This window comes from Burkholderia sp. BCC0097, assembly GCF_902832985.1.
GTDB lineage: Bacteria > Pseudomonadota > Gammaproteobacteria > Burkholderiales > Burkholderiaceae > Burkholderia > Burkholderia orbicola.
Genome location: NZ_CADFDM010000001.1, coordinates 353,275 through 379,035 on the forward strand (window position 1 = coordinate 353,275; position 25,761 = coordinate 379,035).

Annotated in this window: 22 protein-coding genes; 13 read left to right on the forward strand and 9 right to left on the reverse strand. The window is 66.5% G+C overall.

What is annotated here, in order from left to right:
• Positions 1–9: 9 nt before the first annotated feature.
• The 4 genes from HWX07_RS01505 to HWX07_RS01520 all read left to right on the forward strand — a co-directional run bounded on the left by HWX07_RS01505 (position 10) and on the right by HWX07_RS01520 (position 4,307).
• A complete protein-coding gene (locus HWX07_RS01505; protein ID WP_175874913.1) occupies positions 10–1,263 on the forward strand; it encodes a DUF2957 domain-containing protein in 1,254 nt (417 codons plus the stop codon).
• A gap of 71 nt (positions 1,264–1,334) precedes the next feature.
• The gene (locus tag HWX07_RS01510) at positions 1,335–2,159 is read left to right on the forward strand and encodes an OmpW family outer membrane protein (RefSeq protein ID WP_175874914.1); all 825 of its coding nucleotides are present in this window, start codon (positions 1,335–1,337) and stop codon (positions 2,157–2,159) included.
• A 121-nt stretch (positions 2,160–2,280) separates the two neighbouring features.
• Positions 2,281–2,784, forward strand: coding sequence for a hypothetical protein (locus HWX07_RS01515; protein ID WP_012339514.1), 504 nt, complete (start codon positions 2,281–2,283; stop codon positions 2,782–2,784).
• A gap of 407 nt (positions 2,785–3,191) precedes the next feature.
• Complete coding sequence (locus tag HWX07_RS01520; protein WP_175874915.1) at positions 3,192–4,307, forward strand: hypothetical protein; 1,116 nt, start codon at positions 3,192–3,194, stop codon at positions 4,305–4,307.
• A 71-nt stretch (positions 4,308–4,378) separates the two neighbouring features.
• Here HWX07_RS01520 and betA read toward each other — a convergent pair whose 3' ends face one another.
• Genes betA through betI form a run of 3 tightly spaced genes read right to left on the reverse strand, consistent with a single transcriptional unit; the run spans position 4,379 to position 8,182 of the window.
• Positions 4,379–6,079, reverse strand: coding sequence for a choline dehydrogenase (gene betA / locus HWX07_RS01525; RefSeq protein ID WP_175874916.1), 1,701 nt, complete (start codon positions 6,077–6,079; stop codon positions 4,379–4,381).
• 16 nt (positions 6,080–6,095) lie between these two features.
• Positions 6,096–7,565, reverse strand: a complete 1,470-nt coding sequence (betB, locus tag HWX07_RS01530) for a betaine-aldehyde dehydrogenase (protein WP_078041628.1) — start codon at positions 7,563–7,565, stop codon at positions 6,096–6,098.
• Positions 7,566–7,597: 32 nt separating this feature from the next.
• Complete coding sequence (gene betI, locus HWX07_RS01535) at positions 7,598–8,182, reverse strand: transcriptional regulator BetI (protein ID WP_006480642.1); 585 nt, start codon at positions 8,180–8,182, stop codon at positions 7,598–7,600.
• A gap of 720 nt (positions 8,183–8,902) precedes the next feature.
• On the opposite strand from betI, the gene HWX07_RS01540 reads away from it, so the two are divergent.
• From HWX07_RS01540 to fdhA, 8 genes are all read left to right on the forward strand, one after another.
• Positions 8,903–9,805, forward strand: a complete 903-nt coding sequence (locus tag HWX07_RS01540; protein WP_175874917.1) for an alpha/beta hydrolase — start codon at positions 8,903–8,905, stop codon at positions 9,803–9,805.
• Positions 9,806–9,872: 67 nt separating this feature from the next.
• Positions 9,873–10,442, forward strand: coding sequence for an isoprenylcysteine carboxylmethyltransferase family protein (locus tag HWX07_RS01545; protein ID WP_175874918.1), 570 nt, complete (start codon positions 9,873–9,875; stop codon positions 10,440–10,442).
• 17 nt (positions 10,443–10,459) lie between these two features.
• On the forward strand, positions 10,460–11,749 hold the full coding sequence (locus HWX07_RS01550; protein ID WP_175874919.1) for a glycosyltransferase: 1,290 nt from the start codon (positions 10,460–10,462) through the stop codon (positions 11,747–11,749).
• Positions 11,746–13,341 carry a DHA2 family efflux MFS transporter permease subunit gene (locus HWX07_RS01555; protein ID WP_175874920.1) on the forward strand — a complete coding sequence of 532 codons (1,596 nt, stop codon included), beginning with the start codon at positions 11,746–11,748 and terminating at the stop codon, positions 13,339–13,341. The genes HWX07_RS01550 and HWX07_RS01555 overlap by 4 nt, the downstream gene beginning before the upstream one ends.
• Before the next feature lie 10 nt (positions 13,342–13,351).
• The gene (locus HWX07_RS01560) at positions 13,352–14,290 is read left to right on the forward strand and encodes a glycosyltransferase family 2 protein (protein WP_175874921.1); all 939 of its coding nucleotides are present in this window, start codon (positions 13,352–13,354) and stop codon (positions 14,288–14,290) included.
• Between the two features lie 2 nt (positions 14,291–14,292).
• The gene (locus HWX07_RS01565) at positions 14,293–16,152 is read left to right on the forward strand and encodes an efflux transporter outer membrane subunit (RefSeq protein ID WP_175874922.1); all 1,860 of its coding nucleotides are present in this window, start codon (positions 14,293–14,295) and stop codon (positions 16,150–16,152) included.
• Positions 16,152–17,342 (forward strand): HlyD family efflux transporter periplasmic adaptor subunit, encoded by a 1,191-nt coding sequence (locus HWX07_RS01570; RefSeq protein ID WP_011547089.1) that lies wholly within the window; start codon positions 16,152–16,154, stop codon positions 17,340–17,342. The genes HWX07_RS01565 and HWX07_RS01570 overlap by 1 nt, the downstream gene beginning before the upstream one ends.
• A gap of 228 nt (positions 17,343–17,570) precedes the next feature.
• Positions 17,571–18,767 carry a formaldehyde dehydrogenase, glutathione-independent gene (gene fdhA, locus HWX07_RS01575; RefSeq protein WP_011547090.1) on the forward strand — a complete coding sequence of 399 codons (1,197 nt, stop codon included), beginning with the start codon at positions 17,571–17,573 and terminating at the stop codon, positions 18,765–18,767.
• A gap of 85 nt (positions 18,768–18,852) precedes the next feature.
• Here fdhA and HWX07_RS01580 read toward each other — a convergent pair whose 3' ends face one another.
• Both HWX07_RS01580 and HWX07_RS01585 read right to left on the reverse strand, forming a co-directional pair.
• The gene (locus tag HWX07_RS01580; RefSeq protein ID WP_175874923.1) at positions 18,853–19,614 is read right to left on the reverse strand and encodes a hypothetical protein; all 762 of its coding nucleotides are present in this window, start codon (positions 19,612–19,614) and stop codon (positions 18,853–18,855) included.
• A 203-nt stretch (positions 19,615–19,817) separates the two neighbouring features.
• Positions 19,818–21,254, reverse strand: coding sequence for a PLP-dependent aminotransferase family protein (locus HWX07_RS01585; protein ID WP_175874924.1), 1,437 nt, complete (start codon positions 21,252–21,254; stop codon positions 19,818–19,820).
• Between the two features lie 264 nt (positions 21,255–21,518).
• Here HWX07_RS01585 and HWX07_RS01590 point away from each other — a divergent pair, with 264 nt between their 5' ends.
• Positions 21,519–22,928: a discoidin domain-containing protein gene (locus HWX07_RS01590; RefSeq protein WP_175874925.1), complete on the forward strand. Its 1,410-nt coding sequence runs from the start codon at positions 21,519–21,521 to the stop codon at positions 22,926–22,928.
• 83 nt (positions 22,929–23,011) lie between these two features.
• Here the strand turns inward: HWX07_RS01590 and HWX07_RS01595 are convergent, their stop codons facing one another.
• Genes HWX07_RS01595 through HWX07_RS01610 form a run of 4 tightly spaced genes read right to left on the reverse strand, consistent with a single transcriptional unit; the run spans position 23,012 to position 25,323 of the window.
• Positions 23,012–23,437, reverse strand: coding sequence for a hypothetical protein (locus HWX07_RS01595; RefSeq protein WP_244129907.1), 426 nt, complete (start codon positions 23,435–23,437; stop codon positions 23,012–23,014).
• Positions 23,438–23,462: 25 nt separating this feature from the next.
• Entirely contained in the window at positions 23,463–24,110 is a 648-nt protein-coding gene (locus tag HWX07_RS01600) for a M35 family metallo-endopeptidase (RefSeq protein ID WP_175874926.1), read from the reverse strand.
• 4 nt (positions 24,111–24,114) lie between these two features.
• Positions 24,115–24,651, reverse strand: coding sequence for a PAAR domain-containing protein (locus HWX07_RS01605; protein ID WP_175874927.1), 537 nt, complete (start codon positions 24,649–24,651; stop codon positions 24,115–24,117).
• Positions 24,652–24,660: 9 nt separating this feature from the next.
• A complete protein-coding gene (locus tag HWX07_RS01610) occupies positions 24,661–25,323 on the reverse strand; it encodes a hypothetical protein (RefSeq protein WP_244129908.1) in 663 nt (220 codons plus the stop codon).
• Positions 25,324–25,761 lie beyond the last annotated feature (438 nt).

Below are 25,761 nucleotides of genomic sequence, written 5' to 3' on the forward strand. Positions count from 1 at the left end.
AGGATTCCTATGAATTTGAAACAATGGATGGCCGCGGCGTCGCTCGCGCCCGTGCTGGCCGCATGCGGCGGCGACGGCGACCCGCCGCCCGCGCCGGTGGTCCGGCTGTGCCCGCAGACGATCGACTACAACACGGTGTTCGTCGGCGGTTCCGGGTCGGGCGAGCTCGTGAAGGTGCAGCTCGACACGACGAAGATGACGTACCGGATGACCTACCTCGCGTCGCCGGTGCCCGCCACCACGGGTACCGTGCAGCCGACGCGGGACACCGCGCCCGCGAACGTGGTCGACGGCACGCTGGCCGACGAAACGGGGCTGCCGACGGTGAAGCTGAACCAGTGCACGTTCCGGATGCAGAACGCGAGCCTCGACCCGAGCCGTCCCGCGCGGCTGTTCCTCGGCGAAGGCGTGCTGGGCGGCGCGATCCCCGGCGCGACGATCCAGTTCGACGGCGTGATCGGCGTCGGCAAGATCACGAAGACGACGTTCCCGTACTACCCGTTCATCAGCTTCTCGTCGCTGGAAACCGACCTGACGAAGATCGCCGGCACGTACAACCAGCTCGGCTATCACCAGGTGCCGTCGCAGAACTTCCAGCCGGTGGCGCTCGACCAGACGGTGACGATCAACGCGGATGGCAGCTATACGGAAACCGACAACTTCGGCAAGAAGAACGGCGGGCAGCCGCTTGCGTCGAACGCGACCGTGAACCAGCCGTTCACGCTGCGTCCCGATGCGCCGGCGTTCCAGTCGCTCAACTACCAGCCGCAGATTCCGCCGACGCTCGCCGCGCTCGATCCGGCGAAGGCCGGCAAGGGGATCCTGATCGTCGGCAAGCTGCGCAACCAGCTCGTGCCGATCTTCATCCGCACCGGCGCTGCGAACGCGGACCTCACGCAAGGCCCGCCGAGCGCGGACGACGAATCGGGGATCTCGTTCCTGAGCCCGCGGACGGCGATCGCGCAGGGTTCGCAGGACGGCGAGTACACGGGCGTCGACAGCGCATTCAACTACCGCGCGACCGCGCTCGTCGGCGCGCAGGCCACGCTGCTCGATCCGTTCAACGCGTCGCAGGCCGCGCTCACGCGCGCGCTGAACCTCGACTACACGCAGAAGGTGCCGGGCGTCGTGACGACCGTGCATACGGATGCGGCATCGGGCGCGGCGACCGGCAAGTTCGTGTTCACCGGCGGCGTGTTCGGGTTCCTCGACATGGCCGATACGAGCAACCCGTACTTCACGGTCGGCGCGTTCGTTCAGTGACCGCGCGTGGATGGAGACACGGCGGCGCCGCGCGAATGCGCGGCGCCCCGACAGAATGAGGGGGAGACTTCATGAAGAAGCTGATTGTCGCGGGTGTCGTCGCTGGCGTATCGACGCTCGCATCGGCCCAGCAAGCGGGCGACAACGTCGCGACGCTGGGCTGGCTGCACATCATGCCGCAGGATTCGACCAACGGGCTGACGACGAATCTCGCGGGCATGCCGATCAACGGGCCGCTGCGCCTGCCCGGTTCGTTCACGTCGCCGGGTACGAGCCTCACGGTCAACAACGCCGATACGGTCGGCCTCACGCTCACGCACTTCTTCACCGATCACATCGCGGTGACGTCAGTGCTCGGCGTGCCGCCGGAATTCACGCTGACCGGACACGGCGTGATCAGGCCGCCTGGTCCGGCCGGCGCGCTCGGCAACGTCGACATGGACAAGTCGGCGAACCAGCCGGCGGTGAAGAACGCGCGGCAGTGGAGCCCGACGATCATCCTGCAGTACTACTTCAATTCGTCGACGGCGAAGTTCCGCCCGTTCGTGGGGATCGGCGTGGCCTACAGCTGGTTCAGCAACATCGAACTGAACGGCAACTTCGCGAAGGACATCAACGAGAACCTCGGCAGCGTGCTCGCGGCCGGCGCCGGCAAGCCGGGCGCGACGTCGGTCGAGGGCAAGGCGTCGTCGTCGTTCACGCCGGTCTACAACGTCGGCGCGAGCTATGCGATCGACAAGCACTGGGGGCTGACGGCGACGCTGACGTACATGCCGCTGAAGACCTACTCGTCGCTCGTGATCAAGGCGGCCGACGGCTCGACGCTCGCGACCACGCGCACGAAGCTGAAGGCCGACCCGCTGATCACGTTCGTCGGGATTTCCTACAAGTTCTGAGCCGACCGGCGCGCATGACGCGCGCCGGCGGTTTCCTGCGACCGGCTGGCCGGACCGTTCCGGCCGGACGGTCGCGTTCCTGGCGGCGTGCCGCCATTTGTGAAGAGAGGGGGCAGTTCAAATGAGCATTCGCAAAATCGTATCGCTTGTTGCTGCAGTGGCTTTCACCGCGGTTTCGGCCGCGCCTGCTTTCGCCGTCACCGTGTCGCGTGCCGATGGCCAGCCGATGAATCCGAACGGCGAGCCGTTCTCGGCGTCGGGGCTCACGAATCTCAGCAAGGGATCGATCAACGCCAGCTGTACCGCGACCTTCAACGGCACGATCACGTCGACCGGCATCGTCAACATCACGTCGACGACGTTCGCGGGCGGCGCGACGTGCGGCCTCATCAGCGGCAGCGCGAGCAGCACGTCGCCGTGGACGGGGCAGGCCGACAGCACGACGCAGCTGTCGATCAACAACGTGAAGGTGAACGTCACGCTGCTCGGCACGTGCGGGCCGAGCAAGGTCGTGACCGCGTGGAGCGACGCGAACTCGTCGCTGGCGTTCAACAATTCCGTACTGACGCCGGACTGCACGGTGACTGGTACGGTCCTGACGTCGCCGAAGTTCCACGTGCAGTAAGCGTTGCGCGATCGAAGCCGGGACCCGCCGCGCGCGAGGGCCGTGCGGCATGCGCGGCGGGTTCCGGGGCCTTGATGGGTTCGTGCCGTCGCGCGTATCGGCGCGACGGCCGGATGCGTCGGGCAGCGTGGTCGTTTGTGCCGCCATCCATCGATTGCCGAAGCGCCGCGTGCAGTCGGCGCCGCGAAGCGGGGCGCGCGTCGCGCGTGTGAGTCGTGCGGCGCATACGCGAGTTTCCGCTTCTCCGATTCATGCGAGCCGTCATGCTTACCAGCGTGACGGCCGGTTGACCGCCCGTGTCGCGATCCGACACGGGGGGAGTTGCAGGGCCGGCGTCGCGTGTATGGCGCCTCCCGATCCGATTGAACAAAACCAAGCCAATTGGCCAGAACCATCCCGGACGACCCATGCTGACCGATCCAGCAAAGTATGGCGATGCCCGCGGCGCGACGCCCGACCGGCTGCGCACGGCCGCGTGGTTGCAGTACCTGATCGACCATCTCGACACGGCGGTTTGCGCGATGGCCTCGACCGACGTCGGCGACACGCCCGTCGTCGCTTCGTATGCGATCCGTGCGGGAACTGGCGCGCATCTGTCTCGCGAAGCGACGGCCGTACTCCACCGGCTGGTCCCGTGGATCGCGACGGACGGTGGCGGTTGTGCATGCGATCCGGCCGATCCGCTCGGCGCATGCGCGCATGTGCCTTCCGCGCAGCAGCTCGCGGAAGCCGAACACTGCTGCCCCGGCTCGCGTGCCGTATTCGACACCGCGCACGGCGTGATCGATGCGTGCGCATTCGATGATCCCGACGTCGGCTGGGCCGCGCTCGAACGGATCGCCGGCGGCGTCGAATGCCACAGCGAAGACGCGATCGAACGCGTCGCGAATGAACATGACGGGCAACGCGAGACGCCGCCTGCGAAGAACCTGAGAGAAAGGCTGGCCGCTGTCGCGGCAACGAGCACGGAAACCCCGATTCGTCCCGGCGCGGTCATCGATGCGATCGTGTTGCGCGTATGCGGCCCGCGCGATGACGCGACGCGTGTCGACGAGATGGCTGCGCTCGCGATGTTCTCCGCCGAACTTGCCGCGGGCAACGGCGTTTCCGTTCAGGCGTATGGCGGTCGGCACAACTTCGTCGCGCAAGCGATCAGAACGCATCGCGCCGATCTCGCGTCGGTGAACGGGCTGTTCGCGGCGCTATCCGTATGCAGGCTCGATCGACTGACAGGCGCCGGCAGCTTCTGGGCCCACTACCTGCTGGCGGGCATCGCGATCGCCGCGCCGGATGCGGTACGGGCAATCGGCCGCCGGTTTCATGGCGACACCTGGCAGACGTGGCTCGACCACGTGCTCGCATGGCCGGCGGTCAGCCGCTTCGGGGCGAAGGAGGATGTCGCATTCGACCGCCTGCGCGACGCGATGAGCCTGACGTCGGGCAGGAACCCGATCGTCCGCGCCAAGCGAATGCGGGGCGTTTCGGCAGCCCGGCCGCGCAACGCAAACGAGAAGGCACGATGAAATGCGGCTCGCGGCGAGAACGCCGCGAGCCGCGCGGGGGTATCGCGGCGCCCGGGCAGGCGCCGTCTTCGTCAGACCGTCTCGGGTTGCCGCACGGCCTTCGCGACATTCCTCGCCAATGCGCCGTTCGCGACGAAGTACGGCACGTCGACCCGCGCGAGCGGCGTGCGGCCGCGGATCTTGTCGGCGATCTTCTCGGCGATCATGATCGTCGGCGCATTCAGGTTGCCGGTCGTGATGATCGGCATGATCGACGCATCGACGACACGCAGCCCGTCGAGCCCGTGCACGCGGCCTTCTTCATCGACCACCGCCATGTCGTCGTAGCCCATCTTGCACGAGCACGACGGATGGAACGCGGTTTCCGCGCGCGCTCGCACGAACGCGTCGAGTTCCTTGTCGCTCTTGCAGTCGGCGCCCGGATTCAGCTCGCGGCCGCGATAGCGGTCGAGCGCGGGCTGCCGCATGATCTCGCGCGTCGCACGGATCGCATCGCGGAACTCGCGCCAGTCGAGCGCTTCGGCCATGTAGTTGAACAGGATGCTCGGATGATCGTTCGGGTCGCGCGAGCGCAGCTTCACGCGGCCGCGGCTGGGCGAGCGCATCGAGCCGACGTGCGCCTGGAAGCCGTGCATCTCGATCGCGTTCGAGCCGTTGTAATTGATCGCCACCGGCAGGAAGTGATACTGGATGTTCGGCCACGGGTCGTCGTCGCGCGTGCGGATGAAGCCGCCCGCCTCGAAGTGGTTGCTCGCGCCGAGGCCCGTGCCGTTCAGCATCCATTCGAGGCCGATCTTCGGCTGGTTCCACCACTTGAGCGCCGGATACAGCGACACCGGTTCCTTGCACTCGTACTGGATGTACATCTCCAGGTGGTCCTGCAGGTTCTGGCCGACGCCGGGCAGGTCGAGCACGACCGGAATGTCGAGTGCCTTCAACCATGCGCCGGGGCCGACGCCCGAGCGCTGCAGCAGTTGCGGCGACGCGATCGCGCCGCTGCACACGAGCACTTCGCGGCGCGCATGCGCGGTCGCGCGCTCGCTGCCGCGCAGGTAGGTCACGCCCGACGCGCGCTTGCCGTCGAACAGGATGCGATCGGCCAGCGCGTGCGTGACGATCTCGAGGTTGGGCCGCACCTTCGCCTGGTCGAGGTAGCCGCGCGCGGTGCTCGCGCGGCGGCCCTTCGGCGTGACGGTGCGGTCCATCGGGCCGAAGCCTTCCTGCTGATAACCGTTCAGGTCGTCGGTGCGCGGATAGCCGGCCTGCACGCCCGCGTCGACCATCGCCTCGAACAGCGGGTTCACGCCCGGCTTGCTGGTCGTGACCGACACGGGGCCGCTGCCGCCGTGATAGTCGTTCGGGCCGACGTCGCGCGTCTCGGCTTTCTTGAAGTACGGCAGGCAGTCGAGATACGTCCAGTTCTCGAGGCCCTTGTGTGTCGACCAGTTGTCGTAGTCGAGCGCGTTGCCGCGGATGTAGCACATCCCGTTGATCAGCGACGAGCCGCCGAGCCCCTTGCCGCGGCCGCACTCCATCCGGCGGTTGTCCATGTGCGGCTCGGGATCGGTCTCGTACGCCCAGTTGTAGCGGCGGCCCTGCAGCGGATAGGCCAGCGCCGCCGGCATCTGCGTGCGGAAGTCGAAGCGGTAGTCGGGGCCGCCCGCTTCGAGCAGCAGCACCGTGACGTCCGGATCTTCCGTCAGGCGCGTTGCGAGCACGTTGCCCGCGGAACCCGCGCCGCAGATGATGTAGTCGTATTCGCGTGTCGTCATGACGGATCTCCTTGTCTTAAAACACCGGGTTGTAACGGCCGAGCTCGACCTGCACCGACTTGATGCGAGTGTAGTGCTCGAGCGTCGTGATGCCGTTCTCGCGCCCGACACCGGATTGCTTGTATCCGCCAACCGGCATCTCGGCCGGCGATTCGCCCCACGTGTTGATCCAGCAGATGCCGGCTTCGAGGCGATGAATCGTGCGGTGCGCGCGCGACAGGTTCTCGGTCACGACACCGGCCGCGAGGCCGTAGTGCGTGTCGTTCGCGCGGGCGATCACTTCGTCTTCCGATTCGAAATCGAGGATGCTCATCACCGGCCCGAAAATCTCCTCGCGCACGATCTTCATGTCGTCGCGGCAGTCGCCGAACACGGTCGGCGCGACGTACTGGCCGCTGCCGAAGTGACCGTCGGTCAGGCGTGTGCCGCCCGCGAGCAGCTTCGCGCCTTCGGCCTTGCCGCTTTCGATGAAGCCGAGCACCTTGTCGAGCTGCGCGGCCGACACGAGCGGGCCGAAGTTGGTGTCGGCATCGGTCGGCTTGCCGACGCGGATGCGCTTCACGCGTTCGAGCACCTTCTGCGTGAACGCGTCCTTGATCGAGCGGTGCACGAACACGCGCGTGCCGTTCGTGCAGACCTGGCCCGAGCTGAAGAAGTTGGCGGTCACCGCGATGTCCGCCGCGCGATCGAGGTCGGCATCGTCGAACACGATCAGCGGCGACTTGCCGCCGAGCTCCATCGTCACTTCCTTCAGCGACGACGCGCCGGCGAGCGACATCACCTTCTTGCCGGTCTCGACGCCGCCCGTGAACGACACCTTCGCGATGTCCGGATGGCCGGTGAGCAGCGCGCCGACCGAACCGTCGCCCTGCACGACGTTGAACACGCCGGCCGGCACGCCGGCTTCCGTATAGATTTCCGCGAGCTTCAGCGCCGTCAGCGGCGTGACTTCGCTCGGCTTGAACACCATCGCGTTGCCGGCCGCGAGCGCGGGCGCCGTCTTCCAGCACGCGATCTGGATCGGGTAGTTCCACGCGCCGATGCCCGCGCACACGCCGAGCGGCTCGCGGCGCGTGTACACGAACGACTCGGCGCGCAGCGGCACCTGCAGCCCTTCGATCGCGGTCGCGAGGCCCGCGTAGTACTCGATCACGTCCGCGCCGGTGACGATGTCGACCGCGAGCGTCTCGCCGATCGGCTTGCCGGTGTCGCGCGTCTCGATGGCCGCGAGTTCGTCGTTGCGTTCGCGCAGCAGGTCGACCGCGCGGCGCAGGATGCGCGAGCGCTGCATCGCGGTCATCGCGGCCCATTCGCGCTGGCCTTCCTGAGCGGACGCGACGGCGCGGTCGACGTCGGCCGCGCTCGCCTGCTGCACCTGCGCGAGCAGTTCGCCGGTGGCGGGGTCGAAGGTGTCGAAAGTCTTGCCGCTGGTGGCGTCGACGTAACCGCCGCCGATGTAGAGGCGCTGCAAACCGTATACGGACATGAGGATCTCCTTGAGGGCGACTGCGTCGCGCGTCAGTCGGACGCGAGCAGCAGGTCGATGTAATCGTGGGCGAGCTTCAAAGCGGCTCGGGTGTCGATCGGGCCGCCGGCGAGTGCGCCGCGCAGCCACAGGCCGTCGATCAGCGCGGCGAGGCCGCTGGCGGCTTCGCGCGCTTTCGCGAGCGGCAAGGCCTTCGCGAATTCGGCGCAAAGGTTCGAATGCAGGCGCCGCGTGTTCACGTGCTGCAGCCGCTTGAGCATCGGGTCGTGCATGCTCTGCGACCAGAACGCGAGCCATGTCTTCATCACGGGCGCGCTGACCTGCGTGTCGTCGAAGTTCGCGGCGACGACCGCGCGCAGCCGCGAACGCGGGTCCTTGCGCGCGGCGACGCGGCGGCGCGTGGTGGCCGACCACAGGTCGCGCAGCACGTGCCGCATCGTCGCTTCGAGCAGGCCGTCCTTGTCGCCGAAGTAATGGCTGACGATGCCCGTCGAGATGTTCGCGCGTTGCGCGACCGATGCGAGCGTCGTGCCGGGCAGGCCCGCTTCGTCGATCGAGCGCAGCGTGGCGTCGATCAACTGTGCGCGGCGGATCTCCCGCATTCCGACTTTCGGCATCGTGACTCCCTTCGCCCGGGCGGGCCGTCCATGGAAGTCGAGAGCTTAGCGGTTTTTTATTGATCGTTCAATCAACAAAAAATCGGGGCCGAACGGGAGACTGCGTTCTAAACGGGGGAGGATGCTTCGTCTCCGGAACCATGTGCAGGTGCGGAAAAACGGTTGAAAGAAGATTAATTAAGTTTGAATCTGTTTAAAACGGATCGTGAAAATATGACGCAATGCAGAGGACCGTTTCCAGGCGCGGATTCATTACAAATCGAAAGAGTGTCGAAAACTGCAATATTATTCACGATATGAAATTGTCAAATCGGATTGTGAAGGCGTGCGGTTTTATAAAAACCGTTTCAATCGAGCGATCAAAACGATATAAAGTATTGAATAAGAACAATAATTTATGAAAATTGAACGCTGAAGCGGATTGCTCGCAAACGATTGCGGTGATCTTTTTTGAGATTCCGCATACCATAGAAATTGATAAAAAAATTTGAATCCAGCGTATTTCCGGGCCGAGTAGAGGGATTTTTGGAATGACTTGAGTAAGTAATATCGACCGTATTAGTATGGCGCCGCACCATGAGGAATGAATGGCGCCGCCGGCAATTGCCGCGGCGCGTCGGCGATGGCCGTGTCGATCGACCGCGCCCGCAGCCGGCGCCAGCCATTGCGCACTTGCAGCATGCCGCGACGTCGAGACGCCGCATTCACCGGAGAACGACGATGCCGACCGAAAAACACGTGGTCCCGCTGCCGAATGGTCTGAAGGTCTACGTCGAACGGAACGTGTTCGACCCGGCGTTCGACACGGCGATGCTCGTCAACGGCGCGCTCGCGACCACCGCGTCGTTCGGCCAGACCGTCCAGTATCTCGGCGAGCGGATGAACACGATCTGCTTCGATCTGCCGTATGCGGGGCAGTCGCGCCAGCACAACCCCGGCTGCTTCATCCTGACCAAGGACGACGAAGCCTCGATCCTCCAGTACCTGGTCGAGCATTTCGCGCCGGCGTACCTCGTGTCGGTGTCGTGGGGCGGCGTCGCGTCGCTGTTCGCGCTCGCACGCGGCTGCCCGAGCGTGCGGCGCGCGGCGATCTGTTCGTTCTCGCCGTTCCTGAACGACGCGATGGTCGACTACGTGACGCGCGCCCGCGACCATATCGCGGCCGGCGAGAACCTGAAGGCCGCGCAGTTGCTGAACGACACCGTCGGCCGCTATCTGCCGCGCATCATGAAGCTGTACAACTACCGGTATCTCACGCGCCTGCCGCGCGACGAGCAGGACCAGGTCGCGTTCCACGTCGACCAGATCCTGTCGCTGCAGCCCGAGCGCTACTTCAGCGAATTCGCGAACATCGGCTGCGAGCTGCTGTTCCTGAACGGCGAGCGCGACGAATACACGACGCCGGCTGACGTGCGCCAGCTCGGCGCGTACGTGGCGCGCGCGCGGTTCGCGACGGTGCCGGACGCCGGCCACTTTCTCGACATAGAGGGCCGTGCGCAACGCGAATACACCCGTGCCGCGTTGCTCGATTTCTTCTGCGGCGAGACGGCCGCGGCGGCAGGCATCGCACGCGCTGCCGCGCATGCATGTGTGCCCGCGCCGATGCACGCGCTGTCGTCGTGACGCCGTCCGTCGTGCAGCAGGCGCGTCCCGCGCATCCGAATTCCCATCCCAACGAGGCAGGCCAGCCGTGAATATCGTTCAGACCATCGCCATCGTCGTTCCGTGGGCCGCCTGGCTCGCGTACTGGATCGCCACGTCGCAGGGCGTCAAGACCACCGTGCGCAAGGAGGCATCGCGCTCGCGCACGCTGCAGTCGATTCCGCTGATCGTCGGCGGCGCGCTGATCATCCTGCCCGATCCGTCGTGGCAGGCGCTCGCGCCCGACTGGCAGCGCTTCGGCCTGCAGGCGCAATGCGGGCTCGCGGTGCTGGTGGCCGGCCTGCTGTTCTCGGTGTGGGCGCGGCTGCATCTGGGCACGAACTGGAGCGTGTCGGTCACCTTGAAGGAAAACCACGAACTCGTGCGTACGGGGCCGTATGCGCTCGTGCGTCACCCGATCTATACCGGCTGCCTGATCGCACTGGTGGGCGCCGCGCTGATCGGCGGCGAATGGCGCGGCGCGATCGGCGTGCTGCTCGTGTTCGCGTCGCTCGCGTACAAGGTGCGCGTCGAGGAGAGCTGGCTGACCGGATATTTCGGGCCGGCGTATGCGCAGTACCGCCGCGAGGTCGCGGCGCTGATCCCCGGCTTCTACTGATACCCGCGAGGCGCGCGATGGCGAAGATGATCGTGACCGCGATCGGCTCGGCGGGCGACGTGCACCCGCTGCTCGGCGTCGCGCGCACGCTGGCCGCGCGCGGTCACGACGTCGTGTTCTGCACGCACGCGCCGTTCGAGGCGGCCGTGCGCCGCTGCGGGTTCGCGTTCGTGCCGGTCGGCACCGCGGCGGAATACGATGCGGCGATGGCGAACCCCGCGCTGTGGAATCCGCGCACGTCGTTCCGCACGCTGTGGCAGGTGATCGCGCCGACGTTGCGCCCGCATTACGATGCGCTGCGCGCGCTGACCGATGCCGACACGGTGCTGATCGGCACGCTGTGGGCGTTCTCCGCGCGCTTCATGCAGGAGCTGCACGGCACGCCGTACGTATCGGTACAGGTGTCGCCGTCGACGCTGCTGTCCGCGCATGCGCCGCCGACTCACCCGCGCCTGACGATTCCCGCGCGCTGGCCGTTGCCGGTGAAGTCGGCGCTGATGACGCTGATCGAGCGGCAGGTGCTCGACCGCGTGTGCGGCCCGGCGCTCGATGCGGTACGCCGCGAGCTGGGGCTCGCGCCCGCACGGCGCGTGCTCGGCCGCTGGCTGCATTCGACCGACGGCGTGCTGTGCCTGTTTCCCGGCTGGTTCGCGCCGCCGCAGCCGGACTGGCCGTCGAACCATCTGCAAAGCGGTTTTCCGTTGTTCAACGATATCGCGACACCCGACGATGATGGGGCACTCGATGCGTTTCTCGCGGCCGGCGAAGCCCCGGTCGTGTTCACGGCCGGTTCGACGCTCGTCGATCATGCGGCGTATGCGCGTGCGGTGGCGGACGCGCTGCGCGCGACCGGCGCGCGCGGCATCCTGCTGACGCCGCACGATGCGGTGCCGGGCGACGACCGGCTGCTCGTGCGCCGCTTCGTGCCGATGCGCACGCTGCTGCCGCGTTGCCGCGCGCTCGTGCATCACGGCGGGATCGGCACGGCGGCGCTCGCGTGCGAAGCCGGCATCGTGCAGGTCGTCACGCCGTTCGCGCACGATCAGTTCGACAACGCGCAGCGCGTCGTCGCGAACGGCTGCGGCGTGCGGGTCGATGGCCCCCTCGACGGCGCGAGGCTCGGCGCGGCGCTTGCACGCGTGCTCGACGAACCTGCGTTCGCGGTGCATGCGGAGCGTGCGCGTGCGCTGCTCGCGGCCGCGCCGGACGGCTGTGATGCGGCCGCCGATTTCATCGAACGGTTCGTGCCCCGGCGCGGGCGCGGGCGTGCCGCGTCGCGGGCCGATGTCGTGGTGGCCGGCGCATGAGCACCGCGTCGCCGCCGCACGACGGGAGCGTCGCGCCGTCCGCGTTCGACGTGCCGGCCCCTGCGTCGGCCGCGCAGCCGGTGCGCGGCATCCGGCTCGCGCTGCTGACGTTCGCGCTGTCGCTCGCGACCTTCATCGAAGTGCTCGACTCGACCGTGACGAACGTCGCGGTGCCGGCGATCTCCGGCAGTCTCGGCGTATCGAACAGCCAGGGCACGTGGGTAATCAGCTCGTATTCGGTCGCGGCCGCGATCGCGGTGCCGCTCACCGGCTGGCTCGCCCGCCGTGTCGGCGAACTGCGGCTGTTCGTCGGCGCGGTGCTGCTGTTTACGCTGACGTCGCTGCTGTGCGGGCTCGCGCGCGACCTGCACGTGCTCGTGATCTGCCGCGCGCTGCAGGGGCTGTGTTCGGGGCCGATGGTGCCGCTGTCGCAGACGATCCTGCTACGCACCTTTCCGCCCGACAAACGCACGATCGCCCTCGCGCTGTGGGCGATGACGGTGCTGCTCGCGCCGATCTTCGGGCCGGTGGTCGGCGGCTGGATCGTCGACAACTTCTCGTGGCCGTGGATCTTCCTGATCAACTTGCCGATCGGGCTGTTTTCGTTCGCGGTGTGCACCGCGATGCTGCGCCCCGACGCGCAGCGCGGCGCCGCCGGCCCGATCGACGTGCCGGGCATCGTGCTGCTCGTGATCGGCGTCGGCTCGCTGCAGGCGATGCTCGATCTCGGCCACGACCGCGGCTGGTTCGATTCGCCGCTGATCGTCACGCTCGCGGTGGTCGCGACGCTCGCGATCGTGTCGCTGCTGATCTGGGAAGCGGGCGAAGCGCATCCCGTGGTGGATCTGAGCCTGTTTCGCGACCGCACGTTCTCGTTCTGCGTGCTGATCATCTCGCTCGGGATGATGAGTTTCTCCGTGGTCGGCGTCGTGTTCCCGCTGTGGATGCAGGCCGTGATGGGCTACAACGCGTTTCATGCGGGGCTCGCGACCGCGTCGCTCGGCGTGCTCGCGCTGGTGTTCTCGATCCTCGTCGGGCTGCATGCGCACCGCTTCGACGCGCGCGTGCTCGCGACGTTCGGCTTTCTCGTGTTCGCGGCCGTGCTCGCCTGGGACGCGCAGTTCACGCTGAAGATGACGTTCGCGCAAATCGCAGCACCCGGGCTGATCCAGGGCATCGGGCTGCCGTGCTTCTTCATCCCGCTGACCGCCGCGACGCTGTCGCGCATTCCGGACGACCGGCTTGCCGCCGCGTCGAGCCTGTCGAATTTCCTGCGCACGCTGTCGGCCGCGTTCGGCACCGCGATGAGCGTGACGCTGTGGGACAACCGCGCGACCTATCATTACGACGTCGTGTCGCAGTCGGTCACGCATGCGTCGGCGAACACGCAGCGCTTCGTGCATGCGCTGAACGCGATGGGCGTGGACGGCGTGCGCGAGCTGACGACCTTGCATCACGTCGTGATGCAGCAGGCCTACATGATGGCGACCAACGACATGTTCTGGATGGCGAGCATGACGTGTCTCGCCCTCGCGGGGATGATGTGGCTGACGCGGCCCAAGCGCGGCGCCGCAGCTTCGTTCGGGCATTGAGGAGCGGACCATGACGACACTCGGCGCACTCGTGATCCTGTATCACCCGAGCGACGCGCAGCTCGACGCGTTGCGTGCATGGCGGCACGCGTGCGACGCGCTGCTCGTCGTCGACAACACGCCGCAGCCCGATGCGCGGGCGCGCGAACTGTGCGCACGCGAAGGCATCGCGCTGCTGCATCACGGCAATCGCGGCGGCATCGCCGGTGCGTACAACGCGGGGCTCGCGGCGCTGTTTCGTGACGGCCTCGATGCGGTCGCGCTGTTCGATCAGGATTCGGCGGTGCCGGTCGCGTATTTCCCGACGATGCGCGACGTCTGCGCGGGGCTCGCCGGGCGCGCGTTCCTCGCCGGCCCGCGCATCTTCGACGAGAATGCGCGCAGCTTCCTGCCCGAACTCGCGACCAACGGCATCGGCCTGCGCCGCCTGCGCATCGAGCCGGGCACGCCGATGCAGCGCTGCGCGTTCCTGATTTCGTCGGGCTGCGTCGTGTCGCGCGACGCGTTCGACGTGCTCGGCCGTTTCGACGAGACGCTGTTCATCGATCACGTCGACACCGAATACAGCTTCCGCGCGCTGGCGCGCAACGTGCCGCTCTATGTCGTGCCGTCGCTGGTGCTGCCGCACCGGATCGGCGCGAAGCAGCGGCACGCGATCGGCCCTTTTGAAATGACGTCGATGAATCACTCGTGGCAACGGCGCTATTACAGCGCCCGCAATGCGGTGCAGCTCGGGATGCAGTACGGGCTGCGCTTTCCGGTGGCGCTCGTGCCGAACCTGCTGACCGTGTGGCAGATCGTGCAGATTGCGCTGGTCGAGCGCGACAAGCGCGCGAAGCTGGCCGGCATCCTGTTCGGCGTCGCGGACGGCCTGTTCGGCCGGCTCGGCCCGCTCGAGCGCACGCGGCCGCGTCTGGCCGCGCGGGCACAGCGCGTTCGACAGGGGTGACGATGCGGCGTTTGATGAAAGCGGCAGGTTCAGCGCGTGGCGTGAAGGGCGGCTCGATGGTCGCGGCGGCGGCCATGCTGTTCGCGTTGGGTGGATGCGTGCCGTCGGGCTTCCTGCCGTCGCTGTCGCTGCGTGCGCCGGCCGACGATGCACTCGTGCATACCGCCGGCCCGGGCGCGAACGGCGCGTGGCCGGCGCCCGACTGGGTGAAGCAGTTGCAGGACCCGCAGCTCGACGACCTGGTCGCCGAGGCGTCACAGAACAGTCCCGATGTGCAGGTCGCGCAGGCGCGGTTGCGGATCGCGCAGGCGCAGCTTCAGCAGTTCGATTCGCTGACCGGTTTGACCGGCACGGCCGGCGCGACGATCAGCCGGGCACGGATGCCGAAGCCCGGCGATATCGCCGACGTGACGGCCGGCGGCTATCGCGTGCCGGTGCAGATCTTTGGCGATCCGAACGTGTCGCCGTCGTCGATCTTCGTCGGGCTGAACTATCAGCTCGATCTGTGGGGCAAGAACCGCGCGGCGACGAAGAGCCTGATGTCGCTGCGTGACGCGGCCGGCGTCGAGGCCGAACAGGTGCGCCTCACGCTCGCCGTCGCGATCGTCACCGTGTATTGCCAGCTCGACCAGGCGTACGCGGTGCGCGACCTGTTGCAGCAGAAGCTGAAGATCAGCCAGCGCGTGACGGCCGTGCTGCGCGAGCGCGCCGCGCGCGGCCTCGACAACGCGTACGACGCGAGCGATGCGTCGATCAAGCGCAGCCGTCTGCTCGAGCAGATCGCGCTGAACGACGAGCAGATCAAGCTCGCCCAACTGCAACTCGGCGTGCTGTCGGGCCGCGGCCCGGAGCGCGGGCTCGCGCTGCAGCGGCCGCGCGTCGGCGCGTTCGCGGGCGGCGCCGTGCCCGCGCGGCTGCCGGCCGATCTGCTCGGCCGCCGGCCCGACATCGTCGCCGCGCGGCTGCGGGTCGAGGCCGCGTTCGCGAATGCCGACTCGACGCGTGCGCAGTTCTATCCGGACGTGAATCTCGTCGCGCTCGGCGGTGTGTTCGCCCTGACGCCCGCGTCGCTGTTCTCGCGCGATTCGCTCGCGGGCTCCGTCGGCCCCGCGATCTCGCTGCCGATTTTCGATCGCGGCCGGCTGAAGGCGAAGCTCGGCGCGGATGTCGCGCAGGCCGACGTCGCGATCGGGCTGTACAACAGGACCGTCGACGACGCGCTCGGGCAGGTCGCGCAACTCGTCACGTCGCTGCAGACGTCGCAGACGCTCGTCGCGCAGCAGCAGGATGCGGTCGCGGCCGCGCAGAAGATCGTGCAGATCGCGGCGGATCGGCATCGGCGTGGCGTGCTGATGCAGAAGGACGTCGATGTCGCGGATCTCACGCTGATCGACGAGCGCGCGCAGATGATCGCGCTGCTCGGCAAGCAGCGGACGCTGCGGGTGGGGCTGATCGGCGCGCTGGGCGGCGGATTCGATGCGGGCGCAACGGTCGCGCAAGCGCAGACGCCGGCCGTGCAGCGGGCGCGGAACGGGGCGGCGAGGCGCGGGGCGGCAACGGCCGTGGCTGCCGTGGGCCCCGTGGGCGCGAATCGGGCGACGGCTGGCCCGTCTGACGATGCACGCGCAGGCAGCACGGCAGTGTCGACGACCGCGACGCGCAACGCGCCTGCGTCTGCATCGGCACGACGCGACGACACGGCGCGCCCGTCGACGGTCGGCTCGACCTACCCCGACGCGACGCCGCGCGGCATGCCCGTTCTCGCGCGCACGGCCTCGGCGAGCCCGACGCGCGATTCGTCCCCGATGCCCGCGATTCCCGTCTTCCAGCACGATCGTCTGATCGTTACGCAAAGCGACTGATGCACCACGACAACCTCCATTCCGCCGCGCCGCCGGCCGCACTGAACGACCCGGCGCTCGACGCGCGCCGCGCGACGCGCCGCAAGCGCTTCACCGTGTTCTTCGCGATCGTGCTGCTGGCCGCGATCGCGTGGATCGCCTACTGGCTGCTGAGCGACCGCTATTACGAAGACACCGACGACGCATATGTCGCGGGCAGCATCGTGCAGGTCGCCGCGCAGATCCCGGGCGCCGTGACCGACGTGGTGGTCGCCGATACGCAGGCCGTGCGCGCCGGGCAGACGCTCGTGCGGCTCGACGACACCGAGGCATCCGTCGCGTTCGCGCAGGCGAAGGCGCAGCTCGCGCAGGCCGTGCGCCAGGTCGCGAACGCGAGAATCTCGAACACGATGTACGTCGAGGCCGTGAATGCGCGCCGCGCCGACCTGTCGCTGGCGCAGCGCGCGCTCGCCGCGCGTTCGGGCGCCTCGGTCGAGATCGTCGCGCCGGAAGAACTGGCAAGGGCGCGCGCGGCGGTGGCCGGTGCGCAGGCGAACCTCGCGGCCGCGCAGGCGCAGCTCGACGCGGCGCGCGCGCTCGGCAGCAAGCTGCCCGTCGACGAAAGCCCGGCCGTCGTGCAGGCGGCCGCGCAGTTCAAGCTCGCGTACCGGAACCTGAAGCGCACGACGATCGTCGCGCCGGTCGACGGCACGATCGGGCAGCGCTCGGTGCAGGTCGGACAGCAGGTCGGGCCCGGTGTGCCGCTGATGTCGATCGTGCAGCTCAACCGGCTGTGGGTCGAGGCGAATTTCAAGGAAGGGCAGATCCGCCACATGCGCGTCGGGCAGCCGGTCGAGGTCGTGTCGGATCTCTATGGTTCGCGCATCGCCTATCGCGGCCGCGTGCAGGGCTTTTCGGCCGGCACGGGCAGCGCGTTCTCGATGCTGCCGTCGCAGAATGCGGCCGGCAACTGGATCAAGGTCGTGCAGCGCGTGCCGGTGGTGATCGCGCTCGATCCGCGCGACCTCGCCGCGCATCCGCTGCGCGTCGGGCTGTCGATGCGCGCGACGGTCGACACGCACGACCGCAACGGCCACGCGCTCGACAGCGAGCCGCCGACGCCGGCCGTCAGCACGCGCGTGCACGACGGCGTCGCGAGCGACGCGGAAGCGGCCGCCGCCGCGATCATCCGCGAGAATCAGGGCGGGTAGGCGCAGGGCCGCCAAGGTAGGGCCGGCCGCACGGGCCGGTCCGACCCCCGGTAGATTCCTGCCCGACTTTCGTATTTCCGCCATCGATGTCGGCGCCGATCAAACGCATGTCGCGTTTGAGACATCGGCGCCCCTGCCTCCCGGACTACTCTCGAACAGCACGTTGCGCGTGCGCCGCATGGCGCCGGCGCGCCGCGGCGCCATCCAACGAGACATGGAGACAATACGATGAGCAGCAATCGAGGTGTCGTCTATCTTGGGCCAGGCCAGGTCGAAGTCCAGAAAATCGATTATCCGAAGATGGTCGACCCGAGCGGCCGCGCGATCGGCCACGGCGTGATCCTGAAAGTGGTCAGCACGAACATCTGCGGCTCCGACCAGCATATGGTGCGCGGCCGCACGACCGCGCCGGTCGGCCTCGTGCTCGGTCACGAGATCACCGGCGAAGTGGTCGAAGTGGGCCGCGACGTCGAGACGCTGAAGCTTGGCGATCTCGTGTCGGTGCCGTTCAACGTCGCGTGCGGTCGCTGCGCGATGTGCAAGGACACGCATACGGGCGTGTGCCTGAACGTGAATCCGTCGCGTGCGGGCGGCGCGTACGGCTATGTCGACATGGGCGGCTGGATCGGCGGCCAGGCCGAGTACGTGCTCGTGCCGTATGCCGATTTCAACCTGCTGAAATTCCCCGATCGCGACCAGGCGATGGCGAAGATCCGCGACCTGACCTGTTTGTCCGACATTCTGCCGACCGGTTATCACGGCGCGGTGAGCGCGGGCGTGAAGCCTGGTTCGACGGTCTATATCGCGGGCGCGGGCCCGGTCGGGATGGCGGCGGCCGCATCGGCGCGCCTGCTCGGCGCGGCCGTGACGATCGTCGGCGACATGAACGCGGAACGCCTGGCCCATGCGCGCGCAATGGGGTTCGAGACGGTCGACCTGTCGAAGGACGCGTCGCTCGGCGAGCAGATCGAGCAGATCCTCGGCGTGCCCGAGATCGACTGCGCGGTCGACTGCGTCGGCTTCGAGGCACACGGTCACGGGTCGTCGGGCCATTCGGAGGAAGCGCCCGCGACGGTGCTGAACTCGCTGATGGAAATCACGCGCCCGGCCGGCGCGATCGGCATCCCGGGCCTGTACGTGACGGACGATCCGGGCGCGAAGGACAAGGCCGCGCAGCACGGCAGCCTGAGCATCCGCTTCGGCCTCGGCTGGGCGAAGTCGCATTCGTTCTTCACGGGCCAGACGCCGGTGCTGAAGTACAACCGCAACCTGATGCAGGCGATCCTGTTCGACCGGCTGCCGATCGCGAAGATCGTCAACGTCGAAGTGATTTCGCTCGACCAGGCGCCGGAAGGCTACAAGAAGTTCGACGGCGGCGCGCCGCGCAAATTCGTCATCGACCCGCACGGGTTGCTGGCGGCGTGATGCACTAGCGTTCGACACGCGCGACGCGTGACGCGAGTACGGGCGGTTCCGGAAACGGGCCGCCCGTTTTTTGTTGCGACCGCGTTCAGTGGCCGCGATAGAGCTTCGCGAGTTCGGCGTTGCTGGCCGCGGTGCGGCGTGTACGCCCGGTGTGCAGGCTGACGCGGCGGATCGCGCGCGCGGGGCGATGGGCGGTGTCGCGGCTGCCTTTCCAGTCGGCCACGCGGACTGCGCCGGCGCGCGTCCGGTCAGGCGTGCGCAACGACGGCGCGGCTTGTGCAACCGCCATCGCGCGAGCGGGTTTGCCGGCGAGCGGGGTGCTCTGTTGCGGATTGGCTGCCGCTTGCGTTTGATCAGGCGAATGAAACGGGTAGACGGGTGCCGGCACGACCGGCAGCAACGGATCGTTCGATGCGTGCAGCACGGTTTCGGTCGCGACGGCGGCCGGCGCGCTGGAGCCGCGACAAACGGGGTCGGCCTTGCAGGTCTGGTCGACAATCACGTAGCCGCCGACCAGCAGCACGAGCGTGAGGATACTCAGGAGCGGTGCGCTCGACGCGCGCGGCCGCTGGAAAGCCGCGTTGCGCAGCGCCCGGGCGACGCGCGACGACCACGTGTGGAACGATCGCGGCGCATGCGCGGCACGCGCGTCGGCCGGCGTGTGGCGAATCGGCTCGAACGGCCAGTTCCACCGACCGCAAACGGGGCAATGCTCGAGCGCGCGGAACGCGACGAAACCGCATTCGCGGCAGCGGCAGCACGTCGCGTGCCGCGATTCGGCGCGTGCATTCAGCACGGCACGCCAGGCATCGCGCGCGCGGACACTCCGGTTGGGCAGGACGCGCATCGTCAGCGGCGGGCGAGCGCCATCGTCGGGCTACACATCGGCGGTCGTTCGCATGCGGTGTTCATGTGATTCTCCATAACATCGGACGCGTGGAACCCGTTCGTCCGCGTCTGCCTGGCGCTTCATTCTTGGTCGTCCGTGCGCGAAACGCAAGGCGCATGTCGCGCGTTGCGTGGCGCACATTTCGTGCCGCCGGTTTCGTGCTAGCCGCCGTGCCGCTGCCGGGCCGCGAGCGTGCCGAGCGTCTCCAGCGCGCGCTCGACGGCCGGTGTCCACGGCCGCCCGTAGTTGAGCCGCAGATAGCGGCGGAAGCCGCCGGTCGCGGAGAAGATCGGCCCGGGCGCGATGCTGACGCCGCTTTCCATCGCGTCGTCGAACAGGTGCATCGCATCCATGTGCGGCGGCAATTCGATCCACAGGAAATACCCGCCGCGCGGCGCGAACACTTCGGTATCCGTCGGAAAATACGCGCGCACGGCCGACAGCATTTGCGCCTGGTGCGCGGCGAGATTGCGCCGCAGCTTGCGCAGGAAGCGGTCGTATGCGCCGTCGCGCAGGTAGCTCGATATCGCCATCTGCGCGGGTACGTCGGCGGCCGGCGCGCTCGTGCCTTTGGCCTCGCGGATCTGCCGCACGAAGCGGCCGGCCGCGACCCAGCCGATCCGGAACCCGGGCGCAAGACATTTCGAGAACGATCCGCAATGCAGGACGAGCCCACTGTCGTCATACAGTTTCGCGGGCCGCGTGGGCGCCGTGCCGAACTGCAATTCGCCATACACGTCGTCCTCGATCAGCGGCACACCGCGCGACGCGAGCAGGTCGATCAGCGCGCGCTTGCGCTCGTCGGTCAGCGTCGCGCCGGTCGGGTTGTGAAATGACGTCATGAACCAGCACGCGCGTACCGGATGCGTGTCGAGCGCCTCGGCGAGCGCGTCGAGGTCGAGGCCCGTGCGCGGGTCGACCGGAATCTCGACGGCCTTCAGATGCAGGCACTGGACGGCCTGCAGCACCGCGTGGAAGGCCGGCCGTTCGATCGCGACGATGTCGCCCGGGCGCGTCAGCGCCTGCAGGCTGAGCGTCAGCGCTTCGGTCGCGCCCGTCGTGATGACGATTTCCTCCAGCGGCAGCGACGCGCCCGCGTTCAGGTAGCGCAACGCGATCTGGCGGCGCAGCGCTTCGTTGCCGGGCGGCAAGCCTTCGAGCAGTTTCGTGCGGTCCATGTGGCGCGCGGCCGACGCCACCTGACGCCACAGGCTGCTCATCGGGAACAGCGAATAGCTCGCGAATGCCGAGCCGAGCGGCACGATGTCGTCGCATTTGAGCGAGTCGAGCAGGCGGAACAGCGCATCGTCGTCGCCGGTTTGCGCGGCGTCGTTCTGCGCGACGCCCGGCTTGCGCGGCGGATCGCGGCCGAACCGCACGTGCTTGTCCGCGACGTTCGCCACGAAATAACCCGAGCGCGCCCGCGCGACGATCAGGCCCTCGCTTTCGAGCGCGTAGTACGCACGAAACACCGTGGACGGGCTCACCCGATACGCGCGGCATGCCGCGCGCACGGTAGGGATGCGCGCGCCGGCCGCCAGGTCGCCGCGCCGGATCGCGTCGGCGATCGTCTGCGCCAGCACCGCATAGAGCTTCATGCGTGTCCCCCGGCCGTTGTGCCCTGATGACACAGAGTAGTACGGCAGCCGTCACGTGCAAGCGCGCCCCAAATCGCTGATCCGTATGTTTTATCAGCGCTCTGATCCTGTTCTTTCGTCTGACGAACGGGCATCCTCTCGCAAGCTTTGTTCCCGCTGTCCGACCGATACGGAATTCACGCTGCCGACCGCCGATCCGGGACGCCCGCGCGTGTCGCGCGAGTCCTTTCTGAGGCGTCCGTACCTTACCCGGAAGTATCCAGCGTGAAACTGAAGACCCTCGTCGCGGGCCTCGTGGCCGGCATCGCCCTCAACCTGTTCAGCGGCGTGGCCGCCGCAGCCTGCGTCAACAATCCCGCTGCCCAGCCGACCGCGACGTTCCCCGCCGCGCTGACCGGCAAGCTCGTCTACCACAGCTACGTCAAATACGGCGACGGCACGAGCCAGTTGTTCCTCTACGATTTCTCGGCCCATACGCTGACGCAACTCAGCAAGAGCGCGTGGGGCATCACCGATCCGATGAACGGCGTGTTCAGCCCCGACGGCAAGTGGCTCGCGTTCATGGGTATCCGCAACGGCGCGTGGAACGTATTCATGCTGCAGCTCGGTGCCGGCACGCCGCCCGTCAACATGACGAACAGCACGGGCGCCACGCGCAACGAAGACCCGAAGTTCAGCACGGACGGCAAGACGCTCGTGTTCAAGCAGAACGGCGACGTCAAGCAGGCGACGCTGTCGTACACGAGCGCAGGCCCGGTGTTCACGTCGGTCGTGAGCCTGACGAACGCGCCGGCCGGCGCCGAATACTCGATGCCGTTCCTCGCGCCGGACGCGAGCGCCGTGTACTACGCGACCGGCACCGGCTCGAACATGGGGCTGATGAAGCGCACGATCGCGACCGGCGCGACCGCCGTGTTCGATCGTCCGGCCGGGCTGCAGACGTATTACCCGATCGTGCGCGCGGACGGCATGGTGTACTACGCGCGCTGGAAGGACAGCGGCGGGGCCGACCAGATCTACTCGAAGACGGCCGACCCGGCCTCGACGCCGAACGCGCTGGCGCTCAACGACTGCACGAGCAACAACTCGGATCCGGCGCCGGTGAACGGCACGAACTACCTGTTCTTCTCGTCGACGACGGCGGGCGGTTATCAGTTGTATGTGGGCGACGTGACGACCGGCCAGCGCTGGAGCCTGTCGCAGTTCGGCGTGAATGCCGACACGACGAAGGCGAAGCTCGGGTCGAGCTACTACGGCGGCCCGGCCGTGACGCGCACGCTGCTGTCGCAGGGGCGGCCGGCCGCGGCGTCGGCGAGCTACAACGCATCACTCACGGCGGACAAGGCATTCGACGGCAACACGGCGAGCACGCGCTGGGATTCGCCGGAAGGCGCGGGCGTCGATCCGCAATGGATCTCGGTGGATCTCGGTGCGACGAAGACCATCAGCAGCATCGATCTGTACTGGGACGCAGGCGCGCTCGTCTACCAGATTCAGACGTCGAACGACAACGTGAACTGGACGACGATCTACTCGACGAGCAACGGCGGTTCATATAGCCACGTCACGCTGCCGAATCTCAACGGAAGCGGCCGCTACGTGCGGATGCTCGGCACGAAGCGGGCGACGCAGTGGGGGTATTCGCTCTATGAAATGCAGGTGTGGGGATCGTAAGTAGAAGCCGAGCGAAAACGCTGGTGAAGGTGTTGGAAGAAGATGGCCCGCATTGCGCGGGCCAGTAAATGCGTCGTGTAACGTTAGTGCGTGTTAGGTATCGGGTTCAGGTTCGGGCAACAGTGATCGGGGCACCCTGGGCCGAACGTGATCTCGACGCGACGCCCGGTATCGTCGAACTCACTCGGGGGAAACGGCAACTTATAGATTCGCGCGATGATGGAATTCCGCTCGCCTCGAATCGAAAACTGATCCAATGCAGCCTTGACATTCGCGGCACGTTGTTGAGCAAGGACCTTCGGATCTTTCTCAGTTGGTTCCGCCAGTCCGACAATCGACACCACATCGATAATGGAATATCGGTTGCGCATGTCGGTCGACCATACGGACAGCTTCGCCAGTTCGGCGATAGACAGGTCGCTCGAATCCTTGCTGAATCGAACATCAAAATCCCAACCCGGCAAGTTCGACGGACCTTCACATGCCAATACTGATTGTGTGCAGCTCAATGCGAGCGCGAGCGCTGTTAGGAATTTAGTCAATATCAACGACGTACCCCGCGATGCTGTCGGCGTTGTGGATTGACAACTCGGGATGTGATTGTCCCCACCCAGGGAGCAACGGGGTAATCGTGTATTGGTCATCGGTTGACGACATAGTGTCGTGGAAATGAGTCGCTTCGTGAATGATAGTTGATACGTGTGAATCGGCATTCGCGGTCCACGGACGCATCGTGCAGAATCGCTCGCCAATCGCGATCGTATGCGTCGTTGTGTCAGGCGCACACACGTGAGCGGCCTCGTTGGTCGTTCCGCGCGGATGAGGCGTGCAACCCGTCGCTAGATCGCCGGGGCTACCGCTCCGAACGACGTTGTTTTCATTGAATGCCCGAACTACGCCAAGTACCTTCGTTAAGCCCGTGAGCAAATGCATCCGAGTTTTGTCGTCGTCGCGACCGAACCACTTGAACACGCGATCTTTGTCCTGCTTTGACCACTTCTTCAAGTCGGCGATGCGAATCGTCAATCGATCGACCGCGCGCCCCTGTGCGACCGCGAACATCTTACGAAATTCTGAATTCGTCATGTTTTCGCAGATCGGACGCAAGTCGACGTCCGCGAATCGCTGCGAGCCCTCGATGGTGTTTGTCGTTGTCTCGGCAACGGTAGTTTGGTTTCCCATCTTCTCAGTCCTCGATGTCCAGCGTCAAAATTTGCGCGTCTTCGGTTTGCACGCGTGCGGTACAACCATGCCGATCGCTCACGCCCGTTGCTAGTACGTTTCCGGATCGATCCTTGATCCAATAGCGCACGTTGCTTAATCGCTGCTTTGTCCGCACGTCGCGGATCACGAATTGGTCGTCGTGGATACCGGGTGCAGCCATGTGCCGCGTGGGTGCCAATGCCGAACCCGCAGCGAACGGGTTCGCTGCATTTCCGCTACCGCTGCCCCCATAAAAAATCGTGCTGTCGCTTCCCGCGATCAGTCGGTTTCGCCCGCATGGACACAATACGGCGTCACCCTCCAGCGCAACACATCGCCCGTGGTGAATCATGCGCTGTGCGCCGCCCACTATCGGGAACGCCCCTTCGCAATTCCCGCATGTGGCCTTGTCGCCATCCACGGCTACCTGTTTGCCGTGATTGAACATCGTAGACGTCACCGCAATGACAACACCGCCCGTTGTCGTCGGATCGCCATTCCTCACTGCTCGTCGTCTCATGTTGTTTCCTCAATCGAAGTTGGTAAAGACCCAGTCAACCGACTCGGGATCGTAAATCGCGTACTGATCGATTTCCGCGCCTTCAATGGCGACGGTCAGCGGCATATGTGCCGATGCTTCGGCCTCTGCATCGGCTATTTGCTCGGTGGTCCATGTATCCATCGTGTCGAGCGTCTTGCTGAACTCGGATAGTCCGGCGCGTGAATAGGCGGTTTCAATTCGATCGGCCACACTGTCGGGGAAGCGGATGGTGAAGTGGTCGCGATGTTCGACCGGCACGTCGAAGGATGCAGAGGTGTAGGTCATCAACGGATAGCCTGCATCGGAAACCACCAGACGGCCCCCGGTCGCCGCATACGCATAGTTCACGGCGATCAACAGTCGGCCATGCTGTTCTATGAAATGACGGGTGTCGACCTGCCGGAAATCGATGGGCCAGAAGTGGCCATCGTCGCGCGCAAGCGTCCGCGAACCTATGACTGCATCAACGGGTGAAAGGTAGGTGCAAATGAACGGATCAATCGTGCAGATCATTTGCATGTTGCCGCTATCTGCTGAATCGATTGCGTCGGGAGCATAGGGCCGCGTGGTGCTCGAATGCTGAACCATCGCGTAAAGCTGGATCGACGAGTGAAGAAAATATGGACAATCGGCTTGTTCTTTTTCTGTCATAGGCTCGGATACTTCATGCATGAACGAGCTATGAACGTTCGCCGGGAATGGTCGCCGTGTCTATCGGACGAGTATGATTTTAGTTTGGATTCCGTCTGAAAATAGATGCCGTGACAATCGGCAATATTGAATAAGCGATTCGCGAAAACCCCACGCTAGCTTCAATACATGATCGCGCTTATCGTCGTGCCGGACGACAGCGAGGCGCGATTACATGATGGAGGCGGTATGCCTGCTCTCGGGAATGGCTAGCCGCGGACGGGCTGGGCTATTTGGCGGGACGTCCGCCGATTCTCGACGAACACGTTTTGTAAGGGGAGCGTACCGGGAGGAGGGATCGGCGATTACAGCGGTAATGCCGTCAGTTGAAGCGGCGCGAAAGCATCGCGCCGAAAAGCTGAAACGTCCACCTGGCGTTTTGGATCATGCCTTTGCAGT